General features: G+C 60.9%; 21 protein-coding genes, 1 tRNA gene, 1 other RNA gene and 1 pseudogene. 9 read left to right on the top strand and 15 right to left on the bottom strand.

The window, feature by feature from the left end:
- The first annotated feature begins 80 nt into the window (after nt 1-80).
- Together ACQY4V_RS06750 and ACQY4V_RS06745 are read left to right on the top strand one after the other, a co-directional pair.
- Complete coding sequence (locus ACQY4V_RS06750) at nt 81-1,172, top strand: efflux RND transporter periplasmic adaptor subunit (RefSeq protein WP_428516088.1); 1,092 nt, start codon at nt 81-83, stop codon at nt 1,170-1,172.
- A complete protein-coding gene (locus ACQY4V_RS06745) occupies nt 1,169-4,258 on the top strand; it encodes an efflux RND transporter permease subunit (protein WP_428516087.1) in 3,090 nt (1,029 codons plus the stop codon). Before ACQY4V_RS06750 ends, ACQY4V_RS06745 begins: the two co-directional genes overlap by 4 nt.
- 3 nt (nt 4,259-4,261) lie before the next feature.
- Here ACQY4V_RS06745 and ACQY4V_RS06740 read toward each other — a convergent pair whose 3' ends face one another.
- On the bottom strand, nt 4,262-4,624 hold the full coding sequence (locus tag ACQY4V_RS06740) for a cupin domain-containing protein (protein WP_428516086.1): 363 nt from the start codon (nt 4,622-4,624) through the stop codon (nt 4,262-4,264).
- 660 nt (nt 4,625-5,284) lie between these two features.
- Between ACQY4V_RS06740 and ACQY4V_RS06735 the strand changes: the two genes are divergently transcribed.
- The 3 genes from ACQY4V_RS06735 (at nt 5,285) to ACQY4V_RS06725 (ending at nt 8,782) form a co-directional block, all read left to right on the top strand.
- On the top strand, nt 5,285-7,324 hold the full coding sequence (locus tag ACQY4V_RS06735) for an FAD-dependent oxidoreductase (RefSeq protein ID WP_428516085.1): 2,040 nt from the start codon (nt 5,285-5,287) through the stop codon (nt 7,322-7,324).
- Nucleotide 7,325: 1 nt separating this feature from the next.
- Nucleotides 7,326-8,354: a trans-3-hydroxy-L-proline dehydratase gene (locus ACQY4V_RS06730; protein WP_428516084.1), complete on the top strand. Its 1,029-nt coding sequence runs from the start codon at nt 7,326-7,328 to the stop codon at nt 8,352-8,354.
- A gap of 299 nt (nt 8,355-8,653) precedes the next feature.
- Nucleotides 8,654-8,782 carry a hypothetical protein gene (locus ACQY4V_RS06725; protein WP_428516083.1) on the top strand — a complete coding sequence of 43 codons (129 nt, stop codon included), beginning with the start codon at nt 8,654-8,656 and terminating at the stop codon, nt 8,780-8,782.
- 844 nt (nt 8,783-9,626) lie between these two features.
- Here ACQY4V_RS06725 and ACQY4V_RS06720 read toward each other — a convergent pair.
- The 3 genes from ACQY4V_RS06720 to ACQY4V_RS06710 form a co-directional block, all read right to left on the bottom strand.
- A complete protein-coding gene (locus ACQY4V_RS06720) occupies nt 9,627-10,766 on the bottom strand; it encodes a lytic murein transglycosylase (RefSeq protein WP_428516082.1) in 1,140 nt (379 codons plus the stop codon).
- A 240-nt stretch (nt 10,767-11,006) separates the two neighbouring features.
- Nucleotides 11,007-11,297 (bottom strand): hypothetical protein, encoded by a 291-nt coding sequence (locus ACQY4V_RS06715; protein ID WP_428516081.1) that lies wholly within the window; start codon nt 11,295-11,297, stop codon nt 11,007-11,009.
- 172 nt (nt 11,298-11,469) lie between these two features.
- Nucleotides 11,470-11,781 (bottom strand): hypothetical protein, encoded by a 312-nt coding sequence (locus ACQY4V_RS06710; RefSeq protein ID WP_428516080.1) that lies wholly within the window; start codon nt 11,779-11,781, stop codon nt 11,470-11,472.
- Here ACQY4V_RS06710 and ACQY4V_RS06705 point away from each other — a divergent pair.
- A pseudogene (locus tag ACQY4V_RS06705) lies at nt 11,734-11,895 on the top strand (IS3 family transposase); the annotation flags it as partial. The gene ACQY4V_RS06710 and the pseudogene ACQY4V_RS06705 sit on opposite strands and share 48 nt — an antisense overlap.
- Before the next feature lie 163 nt (nt 11,896-12,058).
- Here the strand turns inward: ACQY4V_RS06705 and ACQY4V_RS06700 are convergent.
- From ACQY4V_RS06700 to ACQY4V_RS06655, 10 genes are all read right to left on the bottom strand, one after another.
- A tRNA-Ser gene (locus tag ACQY4V_RS06700) sits at nt 12,059-12,148 on the bottom strand.
- A gap of 93 nt (nt 12,149-12,241) precedes the next feature.
- A complete protein-coding gene (locus tag ACQY4V_RS06695; RefSeq protein WP_428516079.1) occupies nt 12,242-14,716 on the bottom strand; it encodes a DUF3772 domain-containing protein in 2,475 nt (824 codons plus the stop codon).
- Between the two features lie 8 nt (nt 14,717-14,724).
- The gene (locus tag ACQY4V_RS06690; protein WP_222450108.1) at nt 14,725-15,756 is read right to left on the bottom strand and encodes a cysteine synthase A; all 1,032 of its coding nucleotides are present in this window, start codon (nt 15,754-15,756) and stop codon (nt 14,725-14,727) included.
- 58 nt (nt 15,757-15,814) lie between these two features.
- Entirely contained in the window at nt 15,815-16,684 is an 870-nt protein-coding gene (locus ACQY4V_RS06685; RefSeq protein WP_428516078.1) for an NUDIX domain-containing protein, read from the bottom strand.
- 97 nt (nt 16,685-16,781) lie between these two features.
- Nucleotides 16,782-17,186, bottom strand: coding sequence for a TrgA family protein (locus ACQY4V_RS06680; RefSeq protein ID WP_254701839.1), 405 nt, complete (start codon nt 17,184-17,186; stop codon nt 16,782-16,784).
- A 44-nt stretch (nt 17,187-17,230) separates the two neighbouring features.
- On the bottom strand, nt 17,231-18,397 hold the full coding sequence (locus ACQY4V_RS06675) for a class I SAM-dependent methyltransferase (RefSeq protein WP_428517176.1): 1,167 nt from the start codon (nt 18,395-18,397) through the stop codon (nt 17,231-17,233).
- A 131-nt stretch (nt 18,398-18,528) separates the two neighbouring features.
- A complete protein-coding gene (locus ACQY4V_RS06670; RefSeq protein ID WP_428516077.1) occupies nt 18,529-19,953 on the bottom strand; it encodes a cryptochrome/photolyase family protein in 1,425 nt (474 codons plus the stop codon).
- A 55-nt stretch (nt 19,954-20,008) separates the two neighbouring features.
- The gene (locus tag ACQY4V_RS06665; RefSeq protein WP_428516076.1) at nt 20,009-21,235 is read right to left on the bottom strand and encodes an aminotransferase class V-fold PLP-dependent enzyme; all 1,227 of its coding nucleotides are present in this window, start codon (nt 21,233-21,235) and stop codon (nt 20,009-20,011) included.
- 107 nt (nt 21,236-21,342) lie between these two features.
- Nucleotides 21,343-23,049 (bottom strand): BCCT family transporter, encoded by a 1,707-nt coding sequence (locus ACQY4V_RS06660; protein ID WP_428516075.1) that lies wholly within the window; start codon nt 23,047-23,049, stop codon nt 21,343-21,345.
- Between the two features lie 48 nt (nt 23,050-23,097).
- On the bottom strand, nt 23,098-23,514 hold the full coding sequence (locus ACQY4V_RS06655) for a universal stress protein (protein WP_428516074.1): 417 nt from the start codon (nt 23,512-23,514) through the stop codon (nt 23,098-23,100).
- A gap of 290 nt (nt 23,515-23,804) precedes the next feature.
- Between ACQY4V_RS06655 and ssrA the strand changes: the two genes are divergently transcribed.
- Nucleotides 23,805-24,152: a transfer-messenger RNA gene (gene ssrA / locus ACQY4V_RS06650) on the top strand.
- A 52-nt stretch (nt 24,153-24,204) separates the two neighbouring features.
- Here ssrA and ACQY4V_RS06645 read toward each other — a convergent pair.
- Nucleotides 24,205-24,642: a DUF2383 domain-containing protein gene (locus ACQY4V_RS06645; protein WP_428516073.1), complete on the bottom strand. Its 438-nt coding sequence runs from the start codon at nt 24,640-24,642 to the stop codon at nt 24,205-24,207.
- A 191-nt stretch (nt 24,643-24,833) separates the two neighbouring features.
- On the opposite strand from ACQY4V_RS06645, the gene ACQY4V_RS06640 reads away from it, so the two are divergent.
- Both ACQY4V_RS06640 and chrA read left to right on the top strand, forming a co-directional pair.
- Nucleotides 24,834-25,655: a chromate resistance protein ChrB domain-containing protein gene (locus tag ACQY4V_RS06640; protein WP_428516072.1), complete on the top strand. Its 822-nt coding sequence runs from the start codon at nt 24,834-24,836 to the stop codon at nt 25,653-25,655.
- Nucleotides 25,652-26,896, top strand: a complete 1,245-nt coding sequence (gene chrA, locus ACQY4V_RS06635; RefSeq protein ID WP_428516071.1) for a chromate efflux transporter — start codon at nt 25,652-25,654, stop codon at nt 26,894-26,896. Before ACQY4V_RS06640 ends, chrA begins: the two co-directional genes overlap by 4 nt.
- Nucleotides 26,897-26,939: the final 43 nt, after the last annotated feature.

The raw sequence follows: 26,939 nt of genomic DNA, 5'->3' as shown, positions 1-26,939 counted from the left end.
ATTCGGTCCCGTTGGATTAACCTGCTGCAACCTTTCTGCAACGTTTTTTTCGAGGCGGAAAGGAACCATGGAGCCGCCGGATGTCCGTTTTCAAACAGCTTTTGCTGATCTGCCTCCTAGGGGGGATCGGATATGGCTGCTACTGGGGTTACGAAACCTACCTGGCTCCTCCGGCAGAGGCCGCCGAAGCACGCGACTCCGGCCCGGTGACCATCGAAGTTGCGGCGGCAGAAACGCAACGTGTCTATCAGACTGTGGAAGCCGTCGGCACGACCCGGGCCGCCATCTCGATCGAGATCGTGCCGGAGTCGGACGGACGCATCGTCGAGCTTGCCATAACGCCGGGCGCCCGGGTCGAGCAAGGCGCGCTTCTTGTCAGGCTGGATGATGCGATCGAACGCGCCGACCTGGCGGAAGCCGAAGCGCGACTGACCGAGCGGCGCCAGGTGCTGGAACGGATAGAGCAGTTGCGCAGCACCAATGCTGTCAGTCAGGCGTCGCTTGAAGAGGCGGTGGCACGTCTGGCCGAAGCCGAAGCCCAGCTTGACCGAGCCAGGCAGCGTCTCGACGACCGGACCATCCTTGCACCTTTTGCCGGTGTGCTGGGCCTGGCCGAAGTGGATCGCGGCGCGCGGGTGACAAGCGAAGACGTGATCACGCGCCTTGATGACCTCAGCGAGGTTGAACTGGAATTTTCCCTGCCGGAGACACTTTTTGCACAAGTGCGGCGCGGCATGACGGTCGAAGCGCGCAGCGTGGCGTTCGACGACCACATCTTTGAAGGGCAAATCGATACCGTCGACAGCCGCATCGACCCTGTCTCGCGGGCGTTTCGCACCCGCGCCGTGATTCCCAACCCCGAAGGGCTGCTGCCTGCCGGCATGTTCATGTCGCTGACCCTTACCCTGTCCGAAAGCGACGCATTGATGGTCCCGGAAGAGGCCATCGTGTTTCAGGCCGCCGAGACCTATGTCTTCGGCGTGTCCGACGGTGTCGCGATACGCACGCCGGTGCGTACAGGCCAGCGGCAGGATGGCCAGGTCGCCATCTTTTCGGGATTGCAGCCGGGCCAGGAGGTTGCGATACGCGGCCTGGGCCGTCTGCGTGACGGTGCGGAAGTGAAGGTTAAGGCTGCGGAACTGTCCCCGGACGCGTCCGAGGGCGACACATGACGTTGTCGGACATTGCGGTCCGCCGCCCTGTTCTGGCTGCCGTGGCCAGCCTCTTGATTCTCGTCTTCGGGCTGGCGTCCGTTCAGGGCATTCCGGTCCGCGAATTGCCGGACGTGGACAACGCCGTCGTGACCGTAACGACGGATTACCGCGGTGCGGCGCCCGAGGTTATCGACACCGACATAACCGAAACCCTCGAAGGTGCCGTCGCTGCGATTACCGGCCTGCGCTCCATCAGTTCGGAATCGCGCCAAGGGCGCAGCCGGATCACGCTGGAGTTCGAGGCCTCGCGCGATTTGGATAACGCGGCCAACGACGTCCGCAACGCAATCGGCAGGGTCACGGGCCAACTGCCCGAGGAAGCGGAAGAGCCGCGCGTGGTCAAATCCGACGCGGACGCCGATCCGGTCATGCGGCTGGCCGTCACGTCGGACCGGATGACCACCGCCGAGATCACCGACTATATCGACCGCTTCATCGCCGATCGGATCGCCACGGTCGACGGCGTGGCCGACCTGAACATCTATGGCGAGCGGCCGTTCGCCGTGCGCATCTGGCTCGACCGCCGCGCGCTTGCGGCCCGCAAGCTGACCGTCGCGGATGTCGAGACGGCCTTGAGGCGCAACAACCTGGAACTGCCCGCCGGAGAGGTCAAGTCACAGGACAGGCAGTTGACCGTCCGATTGAACTCACGCCTGAGCAGTATCGAGGATTTCCGCGATGTCGTCCTGGACCGTGTCGCGGGCTTTCCCGTACGCTTGGGCGATGTGGCGCGGGTCGAACCCGGCGTGGCCGACGACAGCACCATCGTGCGCACCGACGGAACCGATGCGGTGGGTATCGCCGTGCTGCGCCAGAGCAAATCCAACACGCTTGCCATCAGCCAGGCCGTACGTGCCGAAATAGCGGCCATCACGCCTACCCTGCCCCAAGGGATGACGCTGATCGTCGGCTCGGACGACGCTCTGTTCGTCGGCGCCTCGATCCGCGAGGTATTGATCGCGTTGAGCATTTCGCTGGGGCTGGTGGTCTTGGTGATCCTCGTGTTCCTGCGCAGCCCGCGCGCCACACTGATCCCGTTCGTGGCCATCCCGGTCTCGCTGGTCGGGTGTTTCATCCTGATCTCGGCCTGGGGATTTTCACTGAACACGCTGACTCTCTTGGCGCTGTTGTTGGCGATCGGCCTGGTCGTCGATGATGCCATCGTCGTTCTGGAAAACATACAGCGGCGCATCGAGATGGGCGAGACACCACTGGCCGCCAGCTATCGCGGCGCTCGCCAGGTGACATTCGCGGTCATCGCAACGTCGTTGACGCTGATGGCCGTTTTCGTGCCGCTCTCGTTCATGCCGGGCCAGGTCGGGCGCCTGTTCGTCGAGTTCGGCTGGGTGATGGCCGGAACGGTCGCGATTTCGACCTTCGTGGCGCTCACCGCCTGCCCGGCACTCGCGTCCAAGGTCTTGCGACAGCGCGACGGCGTGTCCTCGGATGACAGCGAAAGACTGGGCTGGACGCAACGGGTCTACCAGTCCCTGCTGCGGCGGGCCGTGGGCGCGCCGCTCGTCGTTCTTGCGGTTGCGCTGGCAGCGACGGGTGGCGCAGCCCTGTTCTATGACGACCTTCCACGCGAACTGGCCCCGCGCGAAGATCGCGGCGTGGGCTTCGTTCCCTTGACCGCGCCGCAGGGCAGCACTGTAGAACATTCGGATATCGCCGCGAGGCAGGTCGAAGATATCCTCGAGCCGTTGCGTCAGTCCGGCGTGATCGAGACGGTTTTCACATTTACCGGATGGGGCAACCGTCCGTGGCGATCGTTCGTGGTGTTTCGGCTGGCACCTTGGGAAGAACGCGACATGACCGTGGCGGAGGTGGTCGGCCAGATCGCGCCTCAGATGGGGGACGTGACCATCGCACGGGGCTTTCCCGTCACCCCCGCGGGCCTGGGGCTACGCGGCAACTCCACCCCGGTCCGCGTCGTGGTCGGCGGACCGGACTTCGAAAGTGTAAAGGAGTGGGCAGAACTCTTGCAGGCCGAGGCCGAGACCATACCGGGTCTGGTCAATCCCGAGATAGATTTCGACCAGAACCTGCCACAGCTCGATATCTCAATCGACCGCGCCCGCGCCGACGATCTGGGGATCTCAGTCGAAACTATCGCCAATACCCTGCAGACCCTTCTTGCCTCGCGCGAGGTGACCGGCTTTGTCAGCCGGGGACGCGAATACCCGGTCATCCTGCAAGCCGAGGAAGCCGACCGCAACACGCCCTCGGACATCGACAATATTTTCGTGCGGGCCGGTGACGGGGAAACACTGGTACCGTTGGGGGCGTTGGTAAACCTGCGCGAGAATGCCGCCGCGCCCAGCTTGCGGCGCTTCGACCGGCTGCCCTCGGTGCAGTTGTCCGGCGCGCTTGAACCCGGAGCGCAACTTGGGACCGTGCTCGACACGATCGAAACCGCGGCGCTCACCATTTTGCCGGTCCAGGCAAAGCTCGGCTACGAGGGACAATCGCGCACCTTCAAGGACACCTCCGCCGGAGTTGGCTTTGTTCTGGTCCTGTCTTTGCTGATCGTGTTCCTGGTACTGGCGGCCCAGTTCGAAAGCTTCGTGCACCCTGTCACCATCATGCTGACGGTGCCTGCGGGCCTCGCCGGCGCGATCTATGCCATGGCGCTCGGGGGGCTGACGCTGAACGTCTACAGCCAGATCGGGATCATCCTGCTGGTGGGCCTTGTGGCAAAGAACGGCATCCTGATCGTGGAATTCGCCAACCAGTTGCGCGGCGAAGGGCTGGACATACGCGAGGCGGTGATCCGGGCTGCCGCTCTGCGCTTGCGCCCGATCGTGATGACGGTGATTTCGACGATCCTTGGCGCCCTGCCCCTGGTCATGGCGACCGGCGCCGGTGCCGAAAGCCGTCAGGCGATCGGCACGGTGATCGTGGCGGGCCTGTCTTTTTCGGCCGTGCTCATGCTGGTGGTGACGCCGGTGCTCTATGATCTTCTGGCTCGCTTCACCCGTCCGCAGGGCGCGTTGGAAAAACGGCTCGACAGGGATCTCTCGAAAGCCAGGGCGGCGATGTAGGTTCTACGCTGCTGGCGGGCTTTCGCGGTCCTCGGCAAATACGGCGATCATACAGCCTGTTTCGGTATGGGAGGTATGTTCCGTACCTGGCGCAAGCCAGACCACGTCGCCCTGACGATAGACCATGCCGTCATTGTCGATAAGTTCGCCTTCGAGCATCAGGAACTCTTCGGCGCCGCCATGACGATGCGGTGTGGTGCGCGCGCCAGGTTCCATGCGGTAAATGTAAAATCCCACATCCCGTGGCAGGTCGGTGTTGAGCTTCAACATCGACGTGCCCGGTTCGGTGACAGGGTCATAGGGCTGAAACGCATCCTCGTCCCGGATATTGGCGACGCGGCGTTCTTCTTTCTGAATCGGTTTCATGCAGCCTCCTTGGCGGTCTCGAATGGGAAGATAGGCGAAATGCGACGATTCACAAAGCACCAGTTCGATGAAGTGCGCGACGCCACGCGCCGGCTGTTTGCAATTCTGAGCCACCGACAACCGACAGGGTCAGCCGACCTGTTCGGACCCGGGTGAGGCAGGATTCTTCACCATGACTTGAAGCAGCAGCACAAGGAACGTCGCCGCGAGCGCCGGGACGACCATGCCGATTGGAACCTGATACCGATGGCATTTTGCACCTGAGCCTAAAATACGGTCGATATCGAAACCTTTACTTCTGTTCCGTCGGCCCGCACGGCGGTCACGCGCGGGTCTAGTACGATTGTCCCGTCATACGCCGCGCCGCCTTGATCAGCGCGTTCGAGCCCTGTCCGCTTTGATCCCGCAGGTACATGCTGACGCCGCCAAAGATGCCCGAGCCTGGTATCGCCGACGGATGAAACGTTGGAAGCTCCGTTGCGATGCTTGAAAAAGCCTGGTTGGCCCGCTGCACGGACCGCACCGGCTCCGTATGTCCAAGTCCGACCCGGGGCGCTCGCCGCCATCTTCATGGATCGGCACGAACTCCACGATAGACGCCAGCTTGACGCGCCGACACATTTTCCCGAACAGTCGCACTGTCAGCAAAGGAGCCTGCCCTTGACGCACGACCCCCTTCTCCAGCCGTTTCAACTCAAGCATCTGACGCTGAAAAACCGGCTGATGATCACCAGTCACGAACCGGCGTACCCCGAGGACGGCCTGCCCACCGAGCGCTATCGCGCCTATCACGTCGAGCGTGCGCGCGGCGGCGTTGCATTGACCATGACGGCAGGTTCCGCCGTGGTGTCCCGCGACAGTCCGCCGGCTTTCAACAATATCCTGGCCTACCGGGACGAGGTCGTGCCGCACATGAAGGCGCTGACCGACGCGTGCCACGACCATGGATGCGCTGTGATGATCCAGTTGACCCACCTCGGTTGGCGCACGCGCTGGGACAAGGGAGACTGGTTGCCGAGCCTGGCACCCGGGCACACCCGCGAACCCGCGCACCGGGCATACCCCAAGAAGATGGAAGACTGGGATATCGCGCGCATCATCCAGGACTATGCCGATGCGGCCGAGCGGATGCAGGCGGCCGGTCTGGACGGGATCGAACTCGAGGCATACGGCCACCTGATGGATGCCTTCTGGTCCTCGCAATTGAATCACCTCGATGGGCCGTATGGCGGCGAAAGCTTCGACAACCGGCTGCGCTTTACCATGGACGTCCTGTCTGCCATCCGGGCACGTGTCGGGGATGAATTCATAGTCGGCCTGCGCTACGTCGCTGACGAGGACAAGCAGGGCGGCCTTACCCGAGAGGACGGGATCGAGATTACGAGGCGACTCAAGTCCTGTGGAATGGTCGATTTCCTGAACGTCATCCGTGGCCATGTCGCAACTGACGCCGCTCTGACGGACGTGATCCCGGTTCAGGGGATGCGGTCCAGCCCGCATCTGGACTTTGCCGGCGAGATACGCGCCGAGGCGCAGATCCCGACCTTTCACGCGTCCAAAATACAGGACGTGGCAACCGCCCGCCATGCCATTGCCACCGGCAAACTGGACATGGTCGGGATGACTCGTGCCCATATCGCCGAGCCGCATATCATCGCCAAGATCATGCGCGGAGAAGAGGAGCGTATCCGGCCTTGCGTGGGCGCAAACTACTGCCTTGACCGGATCTATCAAGGTGGCATGGCACTTTGCCTTCACAACCCCGCCACGGGTCGCGAGACCGAGCAGCCTCACGAGATCCCGCCTGCGGACACCCGCCGCAGAGTGCTGGTCGTCGGGGCTGGCCCGGCCGGTCTGGAAGCCGCCCGTGTATCGGCGGCGCGCGGGCACGAGGTCGTCGTGCACGAGGCCGCAAACGACCCCGGTGGGCAGGTTCGCCTGACCGCGCAGACGGACCGTCGAAAGGAAATGATCCAACTGATCCAGTGGCGCTTCGAGGAATGTCAGCGTTTGGGCGTTTTCTTTCGTTTCAATTCTTTGGTTGACGCAGACACCGTACGAGACCACGCGCCCGATGTCGCGATCATTGCTACGGGTGGATTGCCCCACAGCGAGGTGCCGGGCGGCGGCGAGGACCTGGTGATCACCGCCTGGGACATCCTGTCGGGTGACGCGCAGCCGGGCAGCAACGTGCTGATCTACGACGAGGCGGGTGATTTCGCCGCGCTCCAGGCCGCCGAGAAAATTGCCGCGACCGGCGCGAAGGTCGAGATCATGACACGCGACCGCAGTTTCTCGCCCGAGGTCATGGGCATGTCCCTGACACCATCCATGCGGACCCTTCAGAAACACGACGTGACATTTACCGTGATGTGGAGGCTTGACGCCGTGCGCCGCGAAGGCAACGCCCTTCTGGCCACGATCGGCAGTGATTACGGAGGCGTGCATCGCGAACGCAAAGTCGATCAGGTTGTCGTCAATCACGGGACACGCCCGCTCGACGATCTCTATTTCGACCTGCGCCCCGGATCGTCCAACCGGGGGGAAGTCGATTACAACGCGCTGATCGAGGGCCGCGCGCAGGATCTGAAGCGAAACCGCGACGGCACCTATCGCCTGTTCCGCATCGGCGACGCCGTGGCCTCGCGCAATACCCACGCGGCGATCTTCGACGCGCTGCGGCTGTGCAAGGTGCTGTGACATGCGGTCGGTCAGGACGATCCATGTCGTGTCCGCCCATGCCGAAGGTGAGGTGGGCGATGTCATCGTCGGTGGTGTTCTGCCTCCGCCCGGCGATACGATCTGGCAGCAAAGCCGCTGGATCGCCCGGGATGAGCAGCTGCGCAATTTCGTTCTGAACGAGCCGAGGGGCGGCGTTTTTCGTCACGTCAATCTTCTGGTGCCTCCCAAGAACCCGAAAGCCGACGCCGCCTTCATCATCATGGAGCCTGAAGACACGCCGCCGATGTCCGGCTCGAATGCGATCTGCGTTGCGACAGTGCTTCTTGATGGCGGTATTGTCCCGATGACCGAGCCTGAGACGAATCTCATCCTCGAAGCGCCCGGCGGTCTGGTGCATGTCCGGGCAGAATGCCGCGATGGCAAGGCGGAACGCATTTTCGTGCGCAACTTGCCGTCTTTCGCAGTGGACCTCGATGCCAGTACAGAGGTCGAAGGCTTGGGAACGTTATGCGTTGATACCGCCTATGGTGGCGACAGTTTCGTCATAGTAGATGCCGACCGGCTGGGCCTGTCTCTTGTCGCCGACGAGGCGCGCGACATCGCCGCACTCGGCGTTCGGATCGCCGACGAGGCAACGGCTCAGTTGGGGTTCCGGCATCCTGAAAACCCGGACTGGCGCCATATTTCGTTCTGTCTGTTTGCAGGGCCTTTACGCGATGGGCCGGATGGGCTGGAAACCAGCGCTGCCGTTGCTATCAGGCCCGGCAAGGTGGACCGTTCTCCGACCGGAACTGCGCTCTCGGCGCGCATGGCGGTTTTGCACAGGCGCGGCGCGATGAAGATACACGACCGGCTGACAGCTCGTTCGCTTATCGGGTCCACTTTCACCGGACAAGTCACCGGCGCAACCAAGGTGGGCACGCTCCCCGCGATCCTGCCTGAAATATCCGGCCGCGGATGGATCACCGGCACGCATCAACACATGCTCGATCCTTCCGATCCCTGGCCCTTGGGCTATCGGTTGTCCGACACATGGGGTGCCCGCTGAAACGTCGCCATCAGATGACCGACACCCCCCCGCGCTTGAAGCGTTTATCAATGGCGAAGAGGTCGGATTCTGGACCTTTTCATAAGCCCCGGACGCGGCGCGGTCGCTCATGCAAAGTCTTGCAGAGTTTGACACGGTTGCCCCGGCTGTCCTTGTGCCCGTCGTCGAAACCTATGTCGGCAAGCGCATGCGGCCCAGTGAGCCCTGCCCTGCGATGCGCGGCTTCAGACCGGTAAAGGTTCCGGAAAGTCTCGTGAGAGCCGGCGCCGCGCGTCGATGTAGGGCTGGGGACACCTCGCATGGTACCCGGTGTTCGTTTTGCCGTTGATGGTCACCCTCCCGAAGAGACCTACCCGGTCCTCAGCGGTGAGGAATTTACGCACGGCGACACCCCGTGGCTCGAGCCGGGTTCGGTGGGACCGTTCTAAATCCTCCGAGCCTACGTCGCGCGACGCAATCCGGGTCCGATCTGCTTTCCGCCTATTGGTTGCCGAACAAGCTTGGAAAGGCAAATGCGTGAAATCGTCGGCGCGCAGACGTCGATTTGTCAGGGTAACGCGGATAATCGATAGATGTGGCAAGTGGCTGAGCGGAGGCGACCAGCATCGAACGTTCTCCGCGCTCCGAGCCGTCCAAAAGTAGGATACTCGGTACAGAGTCGTCTGATACCACCGTTACTTTAATCAAACTTTCCAAACGAGCATGTCGCTTAGGGTAGATTCCAGTCGTTCGCTGCAACTGCATTGCAACGGGACAGCTTCAGTAGGAGCTGCCATTCAGAGTGCGTTGCAATCGCTAATTGTTCTGCGAGGCCGCAAGGTTTTTCGAAGCCCCGATTGCCGAATATTGAAGCGTGAACAGTGGTTTGCAATTCTTACCACAGCGCCCCAACACCCTTCCAGAGTATAGTATTCGGCTTCTGGTTCGTGTCTTGAAAAGCATAGCCGGTCGCCCGCGCCGAGCTGCATTCCTTCCAATCAAGCGGGATCTGATAAACCCAGGCTGTCTAACGTCAGCACCTACCGGACAGATTTAGGTGTTTGAGGAACGGAGCATTTCTGGTTCATCGAAGCCATATTGGAGCGAAGATGAACAAGAGATCCGGAACATCCAAGGATGCTGCTGACAAGCTTGTCAGGGGTATCAATTCAGCCTGGTTTCGGTCTCGGTAAGCAAGGACACGTTTCTTGATCTCGAGTTTGTCCGAGAGATGCTCTGCTATCGCGTAAAGGTCTGCCTGAGTGCCGCAACATGCCGGAAAGCGCCGCCCTGCTACAGGCTTTGAAGCAACCCTTGCGATGGAGTGCCTGTCACAGGAAGGCCACGGCTTTCTTGATAGGCGCGGATTGCAGCCTCCGTGTCGCGACCAATCACACCATCCGCGCCCTGGGTATCGAAACCACGCGCAGTCAGGCGCTTCTGCAGGCGCACTCGATCGGCCTTTGTTAGGCCGTTGGCATCGGGTGGAAACGGCGTCCGTAAAGGACCATCGCCGCGAATCCGGTCGGACAAATGCCCAACGCCGATCGCGTAGGCGTCCGAGTTGTTATAGCGCTTGATCACGCTGAAATTGCGCGTGGTGGCGAAGCGTGGGCCGCCGGGCTGTGGCTGAAGTGACCCATTGCTTGTCTCAGACCCCCAGCGAACACCGCGCTGCCAACCATTGCGTTGCAGATAAGCGGCCGCAGAGGCCAAAGCATCGCTGGGGTCATCAGACCAGATGTCGCGCCGTCCATCGCCAGTGTAATCAACAGCAAATTGCAGGTAAGATGTCGGGATGAACTGGGTGTGGCCCATCGCCCCTGCCCAGCTACCCGTCATGCGGCTGGCCGAAATATCGCCAGTCTGAACAATGCGCAGTGCCGCGATTAACTGCTGTTCGAAGAACTGCCCGCGTCGACCATCAAATGCCAAGGTCGAAGTAGCCGATATCACAGGCACCTCCCCTCGCCTTTCACCGTAGAAGCTCTCCAAGCCCCAAATAGCGGCGATGATGTAGGCATCCACACCATAGCGATCTTCAAGCGCCATTAGCGTTCCACGATGGCTAGCAAAGGCGGCCCGTCCTTTTTGAACCCGCTCCTCCGAGGCGGCAATCGCGAGGTAGTCTTCCAGGCTGCGTTTGAACTCGGTCTGATTACGGTCCCGCGTAACAACCCCCGGTAGATAGCCGGTATCACGGAAAGCCGAGGCGAGAGTGCTTTGTGAAATGCCTTTCGTCGCTGCGCGCTCGCGGAAGGAAGCAACCCAAGCATCGTAAGTTACATTTGGTACGGGCCTGAGATCGGCCGGAAGACCACTCGGAATGGTGGATCTGACCGTGCCTGGTTCTGTACCGCCACAGGCGGATACGCCCAAAGCAATCGCCCCAAGCCCAAAGCTGCGTCTTGTTATTTGTATCCGTCTGCTCATCACTTGATGCGTTTTCCCTACTAAGCAGGCTCTCCGGGACTAAGACACCAAGTGGCCGTTCTTGATGCCTAATGCAGGATCGAGCCTCGGTCCATCTGGACATTCAAACTAGCTGTGGGAGCGGCACTGGTCCATGATTTTAGTCCAGTTTGTCACGCATGGTGTGAGGTCGCAATCATCGTACGTTGCTTTCGCAGTAAGCGGCAGATCTTACGGGCTGCGGGGTAGTATCTAGCGGACCTAATGACCGGTAGTAATGAAGCGGAAGCGAATATGTGCCAGCTTTCGGGCCAGCGTCAGTTGTGCGGAACGGAGCACCATTTCGCTGTAGTTGCGCCGAGGTCCGGTTCGGTGATCAGAGCTGCTAAAATACGGCCGAGTCTGCCGGTAACACAAACGGTTGAGTTTTGGCACATCCTGCTCTGCGGAGAAGGTCCAGAGCGAGCCGGACGTCGACTGTGAAGCCTCATGATCGATGGTAGCATGCCGAACATGCTGTTCGTCCGAATTGCCCAAACCTTCAATCTGCATGGTTTTTGAAAGACTGACGATACAGGGTGTTCGCGAATGTCCGCCTCAAGCGTGGCGCAAGCTACGTCCGGGGCTTTGAAACTGACTTCGACGGCCTTCGCCGCTTCTGGTTCGTCTAGTCTCGCCTTTATCCAAGCACGAGGCCTGGCTGCGGGCTGATCCCGATCAGCCACTAGGGGGACGCGCGCTCACTGAGGGTAAGCACGCGATCATCACAGAAAACCTTTGCCGCACATCGCTGTATCGCAGTGAAATTATGTGTGGGTAAACGCTCGTTCACATCTTCGACGCGGCACGCCCGGTTCATTCCGTCTTTGAAGGCGAGAAATTCGACAGGCAGGCTGAAATCATCTGAGCGGCCAGAGATGACGGCGTCGACCAAATCGATATACAGGTCCGGTCTCTCGACGATGAGAACATTGACTTCCCGTGTCACGCGCAGATCGATGCCTTCGTCGAGCACTGCAACCACCAGCGCTACCATGAGAGCTTGCAGAACCTCACACCCGCCGACGTCTACTTCGGGCGCGGACACGCCATTCTAAAACAACGAGAAAGGATCAAACGAAAGACCATCGAAACGCAACGCTTGCTTCACCTCAAATCCGCCACATTATCAATCCAACCAGATGAGCCAAATCCTCTCTTACCTCAAGCCGACATCTGTCCCAAAATCCCTGACACCAAAATCCCTGACAACGGACAAACAACAGAAAAATTCGGCCGCAGCCAGATCGAGAGAACGCTTTCGAGAGTGCCAATGGCGGAGAGACAGGGATTCGAACCCTGGAGACGGTTTCCCGCCTACACGCGTTCCAGGCGTGCGCCTTCGACCACTCGGCCACCTCTCCGGTCTGGCCTCTTTATCGTCAGCGACAAGTCCAGTTCAAGCGCTTTCTTGCACGTGACCGCGCCCTCGGAGCGCGACCGTCCTGCAAAGCCGATCAACGGCCGTCTCCCGCTCCGCCGCCGCCATCGGCGTCGCCGTCCATGTCTGGCGGCTCGTCCTTTTGGCGTGGTGTTGTCGCAAAGCTGGGGCTGGACGGCTTGGTGGCTTGCGCGGCCACGCCGTCTTCGCGGGTCCCGCCGTTCAGGACCTCGGCATTGCGGATCCAGATGTCGCGCTGGGCGAACGGTATTTCTATCCCGGCTTCCGCGAAACGGTGCGCAATCTGGTGGTTCATCTCCGAATGCACGGTCAGGATATAGTTGACGTCACGCAGGATTGCCCGGATCTCGAAATCCAATGAATCTGCGCCGAAACCGCGGAACACCACAAAGGGCGGCGGGTTCAACAACACCAACGGATGCGCCTCCGCGATTTCCTGCAGGATTTTGTCGACCATCTGGGTGTCTGTTCCATAGGCCACGCCAACCGGCACGATGAGACGGCCAACGGTGTTGCCGCGGGTATAGTTCGTCACACGCCCCGAAACCAGATCGGCATTCGGGACAATCACGTCCGAGCGGTCAAAAGTCTGGATGATAGTCGAGCGCACCGAGATATCCTTGACGTTGCCGTGAATGCCGCCGACCTCGATCCAGTCGCCTTCGGAAATGGGACGTTCCACCAGCAGAATGATACCGCTGACGAAATTGGACACAACGTTCTGCAGACCGAACCCGATACCGACGGACAATGCCCCGGCGACATAGCCGAGGGCGGTAAGGTCGATGCCCGCGCTGGTAATGGCGATCACGGCTGCGAGGAATATTCCGACATACCCCACACCGGACAGGATGGCATGGCGGCCGCCGGTGTCGATCCTGGTCTTGGGCAGGATGGTATTCTTTAGCGCCCCCTGTAAAAGACGCGTGGCGAAGTAGCCCAGCACAAATATGAACGCGAATGTAAGGAATATCGTGGGTGATATCCGCGTCTCACCGATGAAGAACCCTTCGGCGGCTCTGCTGTAGAGTTCCGTCAGGTCTGCAACTCGAGCCCCCCACAAAAGCGCGAAAATCGGCAACGAGAGAAGAACCAGAACCACGCCGACCAGGATCGGGATCAAAGACTCGGCCGCACCGGCACGGTTCTTGGTGATAAGGACGTAGACCTCGACCACGACACGCTGCAGCACAAGCAGCATCGCCAGAAGCTCGATCGAACCCAGCGAAGGATACAGAAGGGCCTGCGCCAGCCGGAAGTAGCCCACCGCGCCGAGCACCGGCACAATGATGGCCAGTGCCGTCATGAGAAAGGCCAGGATGCCGGTCATGCGCGAGCGGTAGGTTTCCTCGCCGTCATCCTCGGCATCGGCCCTCACATGTTCGCGCAACAGATTTGCAATCCGGAACACCAGGAGGCAGCACAAGACCATCAGCGGGTACAGGATCACGACCGAGGCAGGCCGACTCCATTGCGCGATCTCGCCGACCTGTTGCAGAAAGAAACTTCCCGCGGCCAAACCACCGAGAAGCATCCCGTAGAACCGACCCTTACGACGGCTTTGCTGCGACAGGTTCAGAGGTAACGTGCGCGCTTCCTTTGCCGGGAAAACGCGCGAGGCAAGCCAACGCGCCAGAAGGAATGCGAAGACCAGCGGCCCGAACACATCCAGAATCCGCCCGCCGCGCAATCCCACAAAGCCACTGCTTGAAAGCGCTTCGATCAGGAAATAGACCCCAAAAAAGGGCAGGAACAAGCTTCCCATCGAAACGATGAAACCGACGATCCAGCGCGCCGCGCCCGGGTCTTCTCCCAGTATCTTGCGCGTCAGGGCGTGAGTCCATTTTCGTCCTCTGCCGACCAGCACGAGGCCGATCGCCGACAGAACGAGGATGACCGGAATATCCTTCCTGGTTTCATCGCGCTGGATCGGATTGCGCCAGGCTGCGTCGGCTTCGGATCTCAGGGCTGCGAACGTACTGCCGAGCGCGGCCAGCCCTTCCGGCCAATGGACCGGGTTGAGCGGAGACGGCCCGAATTGCATGATCTCGTCTCTCTGACGTTCCCGGATGATCGCGTCGATCCCCTGGATCAATCCGTCGGCGCGAGTATGAGCCAGTTCGGCCAAGCGTACAGGTTCACGCAGCCGCGCCATACGATCGTTGAGAAGCTTGCGCGCCGCGGCGATTTCCGCAACTTCCGACTCGCCGTCCTCGGGTGGCGGACCCAGGGCTTCGAGCTGCCGCGTCACTGTCTGTATCGCGTTTCGATTGGTGTCCTGCTCGTCCAGGAACCGCTGTCGCCAAGTCGCCAGGTCGCTGCGCAGGGTCTCCAGCGCATTGGTCGAGGCGCGACCGGCCTCGATCGCCTCGTCGGCGCGGGTTGCCACCCGGTCCCATGCCTCGTAGTCAATCTCGGTGGACGACCCCTGCGACTGTGCCATGGCGGGCGGCGCAGTCGAGAGCAGGGAGACGGTAACCGGGGCGGCAAGCCCCGACATCAACAGCGCTACGGCGATCAGGCAGCGCATGAGGTGGGTCATTCGACAAAGACCCCGGGAATGCTGCGCGGCGCCTCGGTCAGCCAGCCGGGTGTCGGCAGGTTTTTCTCGCGCAGGAATTCCGGGTTGAAGAGCTTGGACTGGTAGCGCGTACCATAATCGCACAGAATGGTGACGATCGTGTGCCCCGGCCCCATGTCGCGGGCCATGCGGATTGCTCCTGCCACGTTCACCCCGGTAGAGGCCCCCATGCACAGCCCCTCGTGTTCAAGCAGGTCGAAGACAATCGGCAAAGCCTCTTCGTCCGGTATCTGGTAGGCGAAATCAGGGGTAAAGCCTTCGAGGTTGGCGGTAATCCGTGCCTGACCGATGCCTTCGGCGATGGAACTGCCCTCGGCTTCCAGTTCGCCGGTCGTGTACCACGAATAGAGCTTTGCTCCCATCGGGTCGGCGATACCCATCTTGACGCCCTTGGACTGAAGCGCCATCGAAACGCCCGCCAATGTGCCGCCCGACCCGCAAGCACAGATGAAGCCGTCGACCTTGCCGTTCGTCTGGTCCCAAATCTCGGGGCCGGTGGTTTCGACATGGGCCTGACGGTTGGCGGTGTTGTCGAATTGGTTGGCCCAGATCACACCCTTCTCGGCTGTCTCCGACAGCTTCTGCGCCAGCCGCTCGGAATAGCGCACGAAATTGTTGGGGTTCGAATAAGGCGCGGCCGGAACCTGAACAAGCTCTGCGCCGGCAAGCGTCAGCATGTCCTTCTTTTCCTGGCTTTGCGTTTCCGGGATCACGATCACGGTCTTGAACCCCATGGACGCGCCAACCAGCGCCAGCCCGATACCGGTGTTACCGGCCGTTCCTTCGACGATTGTCCCACCCGGTTTAAGATCACCGCGAGCGACAGCATCCGTGATGATCGACAGTGCCGCCCGATCCTTGACCGACTGGCCGGGATTCAGGAACTCGGCTTTGCCATAGATGTCGCAGCCGGTTTCTTCGCTGGCCTTTCGCAACTTGATGAGAGGGGTGTTTCCGACCGCGTCGGCCAGATCCTTGGCGATCCGCATCGCTGAGGCTCCTTAAATCGGGTATTCCAAGTCTGATTAAGGCGGAACCGCCGTGAACTCAAGCAGATGCGCGCAGGCGCGTGCGTTCCCGTTCGAGCCAGAGCAACAATGCAAAGAGCGGGCCTATATTCACTTCGCCCGTGCGTGTCATCGCCATGGCTGCGTCAAAGCCGATGACGTGGCGGCGCAAGTCCTCATGCTCTGCCTTCAGCCCCCCATGTGTCTCGCCTGTTTCCGGCAATTCGCACAGCCCGACATAGCAATGAAACACCTCGGTCGAGCATCCGGGTGAGCAATAATGGGAGCTGACATGCAAGAGCTGGGTCAATTCCAGATCGGCCTCCTCGCGGCATTCGCGCCGCGCCGCCTGTTCGGGTGTTTCGCCGGCATCGACACGGCCCGCGACCGGCTCAAGCACCCAAGGTAGCGGATCACCACGGCCAAAGGGACCCATGCGGAACTGCTCGACAAGCAGAATTCTGTCGCGGCGAGGATCGTAGGGCAGCACGAGGGCCGCGTCGGAGGCCACAAAAACCTCTCGGCTTACGATATTGCTCATCCCGCCATCGAACTGCGGGTGACGCAAGCGATAGCTGCGGGTCAGGAAGAACCCTTCATGCGGTGTGTCGTGGGACAGTATCTCGACCTCGGCGCCACGCGTGGCAGTTCGAAGGTCCGCCGGCGCCGGCATCCGTTCGGCGGCGGCTTGCGCCGCGGCGCGCGCCAAGATCATCTGACGAAGTGGTGCCAACTCTTGCACGCATCGTCGACCGAAATATCCCATGATCTCGTCCGCGGCGCATTCCAGGACCCTTGCGCAATGGGTTTCATCCGCCCGAAGCACGGTGGTGTCAGACCGCTCTTCGCGTGAAAAGCCGGCCACTTCGGCGAAAAAGATCGCACGATCCGCCGCGACCCCCTCCAGCATTCGCACTGTCTCGTGGGGCAAAAGGGGGGCGCCTGCGACGCGCCGGATCAAAGCGTCGGTCCACGTCGGACCGTCAAGAACCACCCGCGCCATCCGGTTAGCGCCAGCGCCGCGCAACCCATTCCGAGACCAGACCGATCACGATGCCGCCTACCACGAGCAGAACGATCAGCGGTATGTGCCACATCGTGAACAGGTAATCTATTCCGATCTCGAAAATGGCGATGATCCCTTCGACGGGACCGTCATAGCGCTTTTCCAGCGCCAGCCGCAGCATCTCGTTGAAGCTCTGCAGGAAGAGCGCCCAGAACACCAGAGCGCCCACGCCGGTCAGCCCGGCACCGATCGCGTTGCTGTAGCCATAGTTCAAACGCGATCCGATCACGATCCACCCCGAAAGAAGCCCAAGCACGACATTGACCTCGTTGAACCAGCCAAAGCCGGTGCCCTCCGGCATAAGCGGCCGGAACATTTCGGATGCGTACCAGGCCAGGATCGCCATCAATATCGCAGCGACGCCTCTTCCGGTGGTGGGCATACTGTCTGTTACGGGCATTCCTTGCAGGGCCTTGCGATTGTAATCTGTGTCACATCGCAGTTACCCGTATGAAACGCCGCCGCACAAGAGGTGAGATAAAAATTCCACATCCGCCTGAAGCGGGTATCGAAGCCCATCCTGGCGATCTGGTCCCATTTCTCGTTGAAGGTGTCGTGCCAGCGGCGCAGTGTCTGGCTGTAGCTTTCGCCGAACTCGATCGACTGCCGGAACAGCAGACCGGCCCGTTCCACCTGGGCTTTCAGAGCCCCGGGGCTGGGTAACATGCCGCCCGGAAAGATGTACTTCTGGATGAAGTCGACATCGTTTCGGTAGGTTTCGAAACGATCATCCCCCACGGTAATGATCTGCAGCGTCGCTTGGCCGCCGGGTTTCAGACGCTCGCGCACCGCGTCGAAATAGACCGGCCAATACTGTTCGCCGACAGCCTCGAACATCTCGATGCTGGCGATGCCGTCGTAATGGCCCGTCTCATCGCGGTAATCCTGCAGCTTGAAGGTCACGAGGTCGGACAATCCGGCAGTTGCTATGCGGTCCTGCGCATACTTGAACTGCTCTTCGCTGATCGTCAGGCAGGTGACCCGCAGCCCCCTCGTCCCGGCGGCGTACTCGGCGAACCCGCCCCAGCCACAGCCGATTTCGAGCACGTGATCGCCCGGCTTCGCCCCCATCTGGTCGACCATCGAGGCATACTTCGCGGTCTGCGCAGCCTCCAGGCTTTCCTGCCCGGTTTCAAAGATTGCACTGGAATAGGTCATGGTTTCGTCCAGCCACAGACGGTAGAAATCATTGCCCAGGTCGTAATGATAGCTGATGTTGCGACGCGCCTGTTTCCGGGTGTTCCGCTGAAACCAAAAGCGCAGCTTTTCATAGATTTCGACGATTTTCTGGCCGGGATAGCCGTTGTACATGTCGTCGTTGTCGCTGTTGACGAGGTCCATGAAGGCCTGAAGGTCCGGCGTGGTCCACCATCCGTCCAGGTAGGCATCACAAAAACCCAGGTATCCCTCGCGCAGCATACGAGCAAAGAGGTCGTGATTGTGAATGTCGATCCGCGCCACCGGGCCCGGCGCCTGGCCCTCGACACGGAAAACGCGGCCATCCTCGAGGCCGATATCAAGTCGCCCATGCTGAAGTGTCCCGGCAACCTCGAACATCTTGGTGAAATACCGCGGCAGCGCGGACTGGCCGGTCGTGTCGGTCAGGATTGTCTCACGTGCTGCCTTCGCGGTTGCAACCGGCGTCGCGGCAGAGCCGGGCGCGGCGCCGGCGGATGGTCTCGGGAAATTCAAAACGGTCTCTCTTCATAAGCTCTCAGCGCACGCTCACGGCCCTCTGAAAGGCTGATGATGCGCTCGGGATAGGTGTCGTCTGGCCGCATCGTCCAACTGCGCGGGATTGCATCGAAATAGCTGAGCGCCGTTTTCGTCGGACTGCTTTGCCCCTCCGCGATCCAGCGGCGGCGGTACGCCCCGTCCGGATCGAATTTGTCCAGCTGGGTTTCGGGGTTGAAGACACGGAAATAGGGCGTCGCGTCCGGTCCGCTGCCAGCCGCCCATTGCCAGCCCATCGCGTTCGAAGCCACATCCCAGTCCGTCAGGCAGTCGTCGAACCACGCCTGGCCCACTTTCCAATGTGTCATCAGGTGCTTGGTCAGGTAGCTGGCAACGATCATCCGGGCCCGGTTGTGCATTTTTCCCGTGACGTACATCTCGCGCATGGCAGCATCGACGAAGGGTTCGCCGGTGCGGCCCTGCTTCCACGCCTTGACCTCCGCGCGGCGTTCGTCGTCGTTCCACGGGAATGCGTCCCATTCCTCGCGCCAGTTGCGGTGCTTAATGCGGGGTGTGTGATAGATCAGGTGATACGCGAACTCGCGCCAGACCAGTTCCTGCAGCCAGGTCTCGGCGCCTTTTCCGCCTCCGTTCTGCAACGCCCGCTGCCCGGCATGCCAGCATTGTGCCGGGGAAATCTCGCCGTAGGTCAGGTTTTCCGACAGCCCCGAGGTGCCGTCTTCCGCCGGAAAGTCGCGCTGTTTTCCGTAATCGGAGATCGCTTGGCCGGTAAACCACCCCAGCCGGCCATGCGCCGCCTCTTCGCCCACGCGCTGGTGCGGCAGGCAGACCTCGGCGCCCCGGTCCATTGCGGCGCCCAGCTTCCAGTCGGCCAGATCGTCGGATTTCGGCCAGCTTGAAGGCGCGGGAATTTTCGAGGGGGCAGACAACGGCACATCCACGTCGCGGTCGCGAACGGCCCGCCACATCGGCGTGTAGACCTTGTAAAAACCGCCGGCCTTCGTCTCGACAGTCCAGGGCTCGAACAACAGGTGGCCGGTATGACTTTCGGCCTCGATGCCTGCGTCCTTGAGTGAAGATTTCACCTCGGTATCCCGTTCGATCGCGTCCGGGTCATAGGCCCGCGACCAGTAGACCGCCCCTGCCCCGGTCTCTTTCGCCAAGTCCTTCAGAACATCGGCAGCCTTGCCTGCGCGGAACACGATGCGGCTGCCCTTTTCGCGCAGCCGTTTGTCGAGGTCCGCCAGAGACAGACCCAAGCGCCATTTCGGCGCCGCCCCAAGGTCATCCACCAGCTTGTCGCGAACAAAAACCGGAACAACGGGACCGCCACGGTCGACCGCGGCGGTCAGCGCCGGATGATCCGACAGCCGCAGATCACGGCGCAGCCAAAGAAGTGTGGGTTTTGTATCTGCCAAGCTCGTCGTCCCCCCGCGTCAGTCAGGGGCTATACGGCCTGCATTTCCCCGTGGATCAAAGACAAGTTTCCAAAGCAGTCAACAGTTTGTCCACTTCGGCCTTGTTTGTGTAATGCACGAAGCTAAGCCTCAGAACGCCCTTGTCCAGATCAATCCCCATCGATTGCAACGGCCGCGCCCCGTAGAAGTCTCCACCACCGGCCATGATGCCCTGCGCCGCCAGTTTTTCCGCCATCTCGCGCCCGGGGCCGGGCAATTCGACCGCCACCGTGGGCGCTTTCAAAGCTGCGTCGCGCGGCCCGATCAGGCGTAGCGTATTCCTGTCCGCCAGGTAATCCAACAAGGGCTGAAGCAACGCGGTCTCATGCGCCCGCATGAGATCGTGCACGCCGGCGCTTCGCTCTGCCGCGTCCCCGGTGCAGCCATGATGCTCGGCCAGTGCGTCGTAGTAATCTGCCATTCCGGCGCAGGCCGCCACCTGCGCGTGATCGGGCCCCGCCGGCGTGAACCGCTTGTACAGACTGTCGGCATTGAACCAATGCGCCTGGTTGGGCAGCATCTCACCCAACTCGCGCCGGATCGTCATGATCCCCTGATGCGGCCCGTATGTCTTGTAGGCCGAGAACAGGTAGATGTCGGCGCCCAGATCGCCCACGTTGACGAACCCGTGCGGCGCATAAGAGACGCCGTCCACGCAGACGAACGCCCCGGCGGCATGGGCCGCGGCCGTGATCTCGACCACCGGGTTCACCGCCCCGACGATATTCGAACAATGCGGAAAACAGACCAGCCTGACCCTTTCGTCCAGCAAAGCCTCCAGATCGTCCAGCCGCAAGAGACCGGTTTCGCTGTCGATCCTCCATTCGCGAATCTCGATTCCCGCATCGCCCAGGCGTCTCCATGGGCCGGAATTCGCTTCGTGATCCTGATCCGTCACGATGATTGCGTCGCCAGGGTTCATCCAGTCACGGAAGGCCTGCGCCAGGACATATGTGTTCTGCGTCGTGGATGGCCCAAAGCTCAGCTCGTCGGTTGCGACGCCAAGCATCGCGGCCAACCTTGTTCGGGCCTCGTCCATCTCCTCGCCGCCAAGACGGCTGGCCTCAAAAGGGCCATAAGGTTGAACCTTGCGCTGATGGTAGAACCGCGTCAGCCGCTCTATCACCGGCGCACAGGTGTAGGACCCGCCCGCATTCTCGAAAAAGGCCTTTCCGTTAAAGCCAGGTTCGGCGAAGGCGGGGAACTGCGTCCGCACGAAATCAATGTCCAAAGCTTTCGTCATCCATCCCTCCCCCATTGTTCGGGTTGAACAAACAGCAAAGCCCCCCGAGGTGCAAGAACTCGGGGGGCTTCAAAACTATCGTGGTGCCAGCCTTGCCGCTGGCTGCGTCAGGCGCGTTTCTCGGACGCCAGACCGCGCCAGATTGCGTAGCACATGACCAGCAGCACCAAGGTGAACGGCAGGCCTGTCGAAATTACCGCCGATTGCAGCGAGGAAAGCCCCCCGCCGATCAACAGCACGACAGCCACGGCGCCCTCGAAGATGCACCAGAACACGCGCTGCGCCACCGGAGCATCGACCTTGCCGCCGGCCGTGATCGTATCGATCACAAGGCTGCCCGAGTCCGACGAGGTGACGAAGAACACGATCACCAGCACGATGCCGATTACCGATGTGATCGTCGCCAGCGGCAACTGGTCCAGCATGTAGAACAGCTTCAGTTCCAGAGCCGCATCTTGTGCGCCGGTGTATCCTTCGCTGACCACCTGGTTGAGTGCGGTGCCGCCGAAGACGGTCATCCAGAGCACGCAGACGAGCGTCGGGATGATCAAGACACATGTCACGAATTCGCGCACCGTACGACCGCGGCTGACGCGGGCGATGAACATGCCGACGAAGGGCGACCAGCTGATCCACCAAGCCCAATAGAACGAGGTCCAGCCCTGGCTGAAGTTCAGGTCTTCACGGCCAAGCGGATTGGACAGGGCAACGAGGTTCTGCAGGTAGGCCCAGATGCTGTCGAAAAACAGCGTGATCAGGAAGATCGGACCGCCCACGAAGAACACGAACAGCAGCAACAGCGCTGCAAGGCCCATGTTGATCTCCGACAGGACCTTCACGCCGCCGTCCAGACCCCGGACGACCGAGACCAGGGCAACCGCGGTAATGGCCGATATCAGGATCACCAGCAGCAGCGGGTTGTTCTCGACACCGCTTTCCTCGCTATTGCCATAAGCGATGCCCATGAACGACCGCGTGCCTTCAGCCGCGTCACCGCTGCCGAAGAGATAGGTCAGACCCGACGCCGTTTGTTCCGCACCGAAACCCAGCGAAGTGGCGAGGCCGAACAGCGTGGCGAAAACCGCCAGCGTGTCGATGATATGGCCGGTCCAGCCCCAGACACGATCGCCGAAGATCGGATAGAAGGCCGAGCGCAGGGTCAGCGGCAGACCTTTGTTGTAAGAGAAAAGTGCCAGTGCCAATGCAACGACGGCATAGATCGCCCAAGGATGCAGACCCCAGTGGAAGATGGTCGCGGCCATGCCCAGGCGTTGTGCCGCCGCCTCGTCACCGCCCGCGGCTCCAAGCGGCGCCCAGTCCGTCCGCACGCCCTCTTCCATCGATGTTCCACCCAGCGAACTGGAGAAATGGCTCATCGGTTCGGACACGCCAAAGAACAGCAGACCGATGCCCATGCCGGCAGCGAACAGCATCGCGAACCATCCTATGTAGGAATAGTCCGGTGTCGCATCCGTCCCGCCCAGTCGGACCGAGCCATAGGGCGTCACGATCAGGAACAGGCAGAAAATCACGAAAATGTTGGCAGCGCCAAGGAAGAACCAGTCAAAGCCCTTGGTGACGGCGCTGAAGAGCCAGTCAAACAGGCCCGAGGCCTGCTCAGGCAGGGCCAGCGCGTAAAAAACGAACGCGACGATGGCGAGGCCCGAAATCAGAAAGACCGGATTGTGGATATCAAGGCCGAACGGCCCGATCTTGGTTTCGATATTGTCCTGACCGATCTTGTAGTCGGTCTGTATGAGGTTCGTGGTGCCTTCCGGCTCCGGGATCCCCTGATTTGTCGTTTCGTCGGCCATGCACGACCTCCTATTTGTAAAACTTGATTAGGGCAGCGCTAGACGCGATCAGGTGCGGACAACCATGACCGAGCAATCGGCGTGTTCCGCGATCTTTCCGCCGTTGGACGGCCAGACGTAATCCATGATGTTCGGGACATGGCTGGCCATCACGACCAGATCAGCGCCAGTGTCCTTGACCGCCTTCAGCAGGATGTCGTCCACGTCGGAACTCGGATCTTGGCTGACCAGCGCGTCGCCTGACGCGGTGAAGCCGTGGTCCGATCCCTGATCTTTCGCGAACGCGTCGAGCTTTTCCGCGTACTCGGCAGGCGTGTGGGCCATGGAACTCGGGGTAGAGCTTGTGACGCCGACAAAAATCACTTCGGCATCGTAGTGCTTGGCCAGGTCTGCGGTACATTTGAGCGCCTTCTCGAGACGATCCATATGTGCCAAATCGACCGGAGCCATGATCTTTTTGAACATGTGTGTCCCTCCTGTTGCGCACCGTTTGTCGCGGCTCTTGTCGGCTGCGTGCGCATGTCCCCAGGGATCCATGGCGAACCCACGGACTACCCTGTCGGGGCAAGACTAACCCGTTTGACGACCGAACTTCAATGAAATGCGGCCTATTTCCTGGCGCAAGCGACATGACCCATGCACGGCACAGGGGATATGAGCGCTGGTCAAACGATGCACTGAACGGATTCCACGCAAGTTATCTAGGCACATTAGCAGTAGATTCGCCGAAATTTTCGGCATCCGCGGTCCTGGATCCGGTTGCAATATCCCACCGCGTCACTATGTTTAAGCTGTCCTTCGGGACTATGGACATAAACGCGCTCGTAATAAGCGGATCGGACCCGGGGGCGGTACCCGGCGGCTCCACCAATCACCCGTCGTTGGAGGGATATGGGGCCGAAACAGGATCGACGAACGTCTAAAGGGGTAAGCTTTGTCCCGGTGAGTTACCACCGTTATCGGTACGCTAAGCATAATTGCCAACGACAATAATGCTCCGGTAGCAATGGCCGCGTAAGCGGTCGGAGTAACCGACTCTTAAGCCCTGGCCTCTAGCAAGGTCAGGCGGGGTTCGCAGGCACCTGGCAACAGAAGCCTGCACTTCACCTAATTCACAATGCTTTGGGAAGTCCCTTGCTGACGCGGCAGCGCGCGTCAGTCGGCGAGGTTTTTCGCATCCTGCACCAACCGTGCGATCTGACCCCGCTGGCGACTGAGAAGCGACAAATCCTCTTCATCGCGCGCTACGGCCATGGCCTCGTCATAAAGCTGCATGATCCGTTCCTCGCCTTTTATCACCGAATTGAGCACGTCTTCATCGATGTCATCGAAGACCGCACGGGTCTTGATGACGATGCGCTGTACGGTGGAAAAGAAACTGCCGTCCTCGTCTGGTACACATCCATGCGTGCGCAACTGCGCCGACAATTCTGCCTCGTGCTCCGCATGCGCTGCGGAAAAGCTTTCCATCAGAGGGCGAATATCGGGCTCTGCCCGTTCGAGAATCTCGTCATAGCCTGCCAGCGTGTCCTTGATCCGAACCTGTAATTTGGCAAGTGCATCGCGGTACTCGGCAGAAGTGTTCAGTGTCATGAAATAAACCCCATCGATTACTCTCAACGCGCCGACTTCGCATCATGTTCCGACAGGCATTGACAGAACTATCCAGGACGGCCACGGTAGGCTATGGGGCGCATCTGCGACTGCCCCGTGAGGCTATGGCCCAAAGTCGCATCCACTGAACGTTGCGCAATCGCGTCAACGCTGTCAGCAGAGGATGTACCATGGTGCCGCCCAACGGAATAACCGTTTCCCAACTCGACCGCCTGATCGGAACGCCGGACTGTCCGGACCTTTTCGACATCTGCCTGGACGACGATTTCCAGGCCGATCCCTTTCTTATCCCCGGATCACGCCGGCATCCGCATACCGATATCGCCGGGATCAAGGCGCGGCTCACACCGGGGCATCGAGCCGTCATCATTTGCCAGAAAGGCCGAAAACTCAGCCAGGGCGTTGCAGCGTGGCTGAGCGGCGACGGCATTCGTGCAGAATACCTCGAGGGCGGCATGGAAGCCTGGCGCGATACGGTGGACTTGATGCGTATCCCGGCAAGCGCCCTGCCCCCGGCCAATGCCGGACACACCTTGTGGGTGACGCGCCACCGGCCCAAGATCGACCGCATTGCCTGCCCTTGGTTGATCCGGCGTTTTGTCGATCCCGGGGCACGTTTTCTTTTCGTCTCGCCGGCAGAAGTCGCCAACGTCGCGGATCGCTTCGGCGCCACGGCTTTCGATGTCGAGGGCGTCTTCTGGACCCATCGAGGTGACACCTGCACATTCGACACAATGTCTGCAGAATTCCACCTGACCTCTGTCGCGTTGGCCCGCCTTTCACTGGTCGTTCGCGGCGCGGATACCAACCGACACGATCTGCACCCGGCAGCCGCGGGCCTGCTGGCGGTCTCGGTCGGCCTGTCTCGGCAGTTTCGCAACGATCATGAACAGTTGCAGGCCGGAATGGCGATATATGATGCACTGTACCGATGGGTCCGCGACGGGTATGACGAAGGCCACGACTGGCCAGTGACACGAGATGCGCGATGACGGTATCGCTTAGCAAGATGTTCCGCGTGTTCGGGCGGATCGGGATATTGTCCTTCGGCGGGCCTGCCGCGCAGATTTCCCTTATGCAGACAGAGTTGGTGGACCGCCACAAATGGCTGACCGAGACGCAGTTTCTGCAAGCGTTGTCATTCTGCATGCTTCTGCCCGGGCCCGAGGCGATGCAACTGGCCACCTACGCGGGCTGGAAGCTGCGCGGCGTTCCGGGGGGGCTGCTGGCAGGGCTGTTGTTCGTGCTTCCGGGCGCTGCGGTCATCTTCGCGCTGGCGTTCGGATACGCCTATTTCGGCCAGTTGCCCCTGGTGCAGGTCTTGTTCGCCGGCATCAAGGCCGCCGTGGTCATCATCGTCTTTCAGGCCCTGTACAAGCTGTCGCGCCGGGCATTGAAAGGCGGGCTCGCCTATGTGCTCGCGCTCGCCGCATTCGTGGGAATATTCTTCCTGTCGGTCCCCTTCCCGGCCATCATCGCGCTCGCGGCCACGATCGGCCTCGTTTTCGCCTCCGCGACCTCGCCCGAAGCCAAGGCGTCAACACCGGTGTACCCGGGCAATACCCTGCGCACGGTTCTGCTATGGGGCGCGGTCTGGGCCGCGCCCCTCGTGATCCTGTGGGCCGTGAACGCCTCTCTGCTTTTGCAGATAGGTCTGTTCTTCTCCAAGCTCGCCGTGGTGACCTTCGGTGGCGCATATGCCGTGCTGGCTTACATGACGCAGGAAATCGTGCAATCCTACGGCTGGCTCAGCACGGACCAGATGATCGACGCGCTCGGGCTTGCCGAAACCACCCCGGGGCCGCTTATCCTCGTGACGCAATTTGCTGGTTTCATGGCGGGTTTCCTGCAAGGTGGCCCCGGACTGGCCACGGTGGCCGCGCTCGTGACGCTTTGGGTCACGTTCGTCCCCTGTTTTCTGTGGATTTTTGCCGCCGCTCCCTATGTCGAGTCGTTGTTGTCCCGCCCCCGCCTGAAGGGCGCGTTCGATGCAATATCGGCCAGTGTCGCGGGCGTGATCCTCAACCTTGCAGTCTGGTTCACCCTGCACGTACTCTTCACCGAGATATCACAGGGCAGATATGGTCCCGTCCTGCTGCTCGGAAACCTTTCGCCGCAGAATACGGTTCTGGTCGCACTTGCCTCGTTTCTCTATCTGGTGATGCGTGTGCCGATGGTTGCCGGCCTTGTGATGATGGCCTTTGTCGCATGGGGCGTGGATCTGTTGATCTGAGATGCGCGGCCTCTTTTGTTTTGTTTCGAATCCCTTATTGTGA

The sequence above is a fragment of the Roseovarius sp. genome (assembly GCF_965277045.1).
Taxonomy (GTDB): Bacteria; Pseudomonadota; Alphaproteobacteria; order Rhodobacterales; family Rhodobacteraceae; genus Roseovarius.
This window is presented reverse-complemented; position numbering and strand designations above follow the sequence as displayed.

What these genes read in the sequence shown, in the direction of transcription:
- ACQY4V_RS06750 (WP_428516088.1), top strand. Translation starts at nt 81, where the DNA reads ATGTCCGTTTTCAAACAGCTTTTGCTGATCTGCCTCCTAGGGGGGATC.
- ACQY4V_RS06745 (WP_428516087.1), top strand. Translation starts at nt 1,169, where the DNA reads ATGACGTTGTCGGACATTGCGGTCCGCCGCCCTGTTCTGGCTGCCGTG.
- ACQY4V_RS06740 (WP_428516086.1), bottom strand. Translation starts at nt 4,624, where the DNA reads ATGAAACCGATTCAGAAAGAAGAACGCCGCGTCGCCAATATCCGGGAC.
- ACQY4V_RS06730 (WP_428516084.1), top strand. Translation starts at nt 7,326, where the DNA reads ATGCGGTCGGTCAGGACGATCCATGTCGTGTCCGCCCATGCCGAAGGT.
- ACQY4V_RS06725 (WP_428516083.1), top strand. Translation starts at nt 8,654, where the DNA reads ATGGTACCCGGTGTTCGTTTTGCCGTTGATGGTCACCCTCCCGAAGAG.
- ACQY4V_RS06720 (WP_428516082.1), bottom strand. Translation starts at nt 10,766, where the DNA reads ATGAGCAGACGGATACAAATAACAAGACGCAGCTTTGGGCTTGGGGCG.
- ACQY4V_RS06715 (WP_428516081.1), bottom strand. Translation starts at nt 11,297, where the DNA reads ATGCAGATTGAAGGTTTGGGCAATTCGGACGAACAGCATGTTCGGCAT.
- ACQY4V_RS06710 (WP_428516080.1), bottom strand. Translation starts at nt 11,781, where the DNA reads ATGGTAGCGCTGGTGGTTGCAGTGCTCGACGAAGGCATCGATCTGCGC.
- ACQY4V_RS06695 (WP_428516079.1), bottom strand. Translation starts at nt 14,716, where the DNA reads ATGCGCTGCCTGATCGCCGTAGCGCTGTTGATGTCGGGGCTTGCCGCC.
- ACQY4V_RS06690 (WP_222450108.1), bottom strand. Translation starts at nt 15,756, where the DNA reads ATGCGGATCGCCAAGGATCTGGCCGACGCGGTCGGAAACACCCCTCTC.
- ACQY4V_RS06685 (WP_428516078.1), bottom strand. Translation starts at nt 16,684, where the DNA reads ATGCTGGAGGGGGTCGCGGCGGATCGTGCGATCTTTTTCGCCGAAGTG.
- ACQY4V_RS06680 (WP_254701839.1), bottom strand. Translation starts at nt 17,186, where the DNA reads ATGGCGATCCTGGCCTGGTACGCATCCGAAATGTTCCGGCCGCTTATG.
- ACQY4V_RS06675 (WP_428517176.1), bottom strand. Translation starts at nt 18,397, where the DNA reads ATGTTCGAGGTTGCCGGGACACTTCAGCATGGGCGACTTGATATCGGC.
- ACQY4V_RS06665 (WP_428516076.1), bottom strand. Translation starts at nt 21,235, where the DNA reads ATGACGAAAGCTTTGGACATTGATTTCGTGCGGACGCAGTTCCCCGCC.
- ACQY4V_RS06660 (WP_428516075.1), bottom strand. Translation starts at nt 23,049, where the DNA reads ATGGCCGACGAAACGACAAATCAGGGGATCCCGGAGCCGGAAGGCACC.
- ACQY4V_RS06655 (WP_428516074.1), bottom strand. Translation starts at nt 23,514, where the DNA reads ATGTTCAAAAAGATCATGGCTCCGGTCGATTTGGCACATATGGATCGT.
- ACQY4V_RS06645 (WP_428516073.1), bottom strand. Translation starts at nt 24,642, where the DNA reads ATGACACTGAACACTTCTGCCGAGTACCGCGATGCACTTGCCAAATTA.
- ACQY4V_RS06640 (WP_428516072.1), top strand. Translation starts at nt 24,834, where the DNA reads ATGGTGCCGCCCAACGGAATAACCGTTTCCCAACTCGACCGCCTGATC.
- chrA (WP_428516071.1), top strand. Translation starts at nt 25,652, where the DNA reads ATGACGGTATCGCTTAGCAAGATGTTCCGCGTGTTCGGGCGGATCGGG.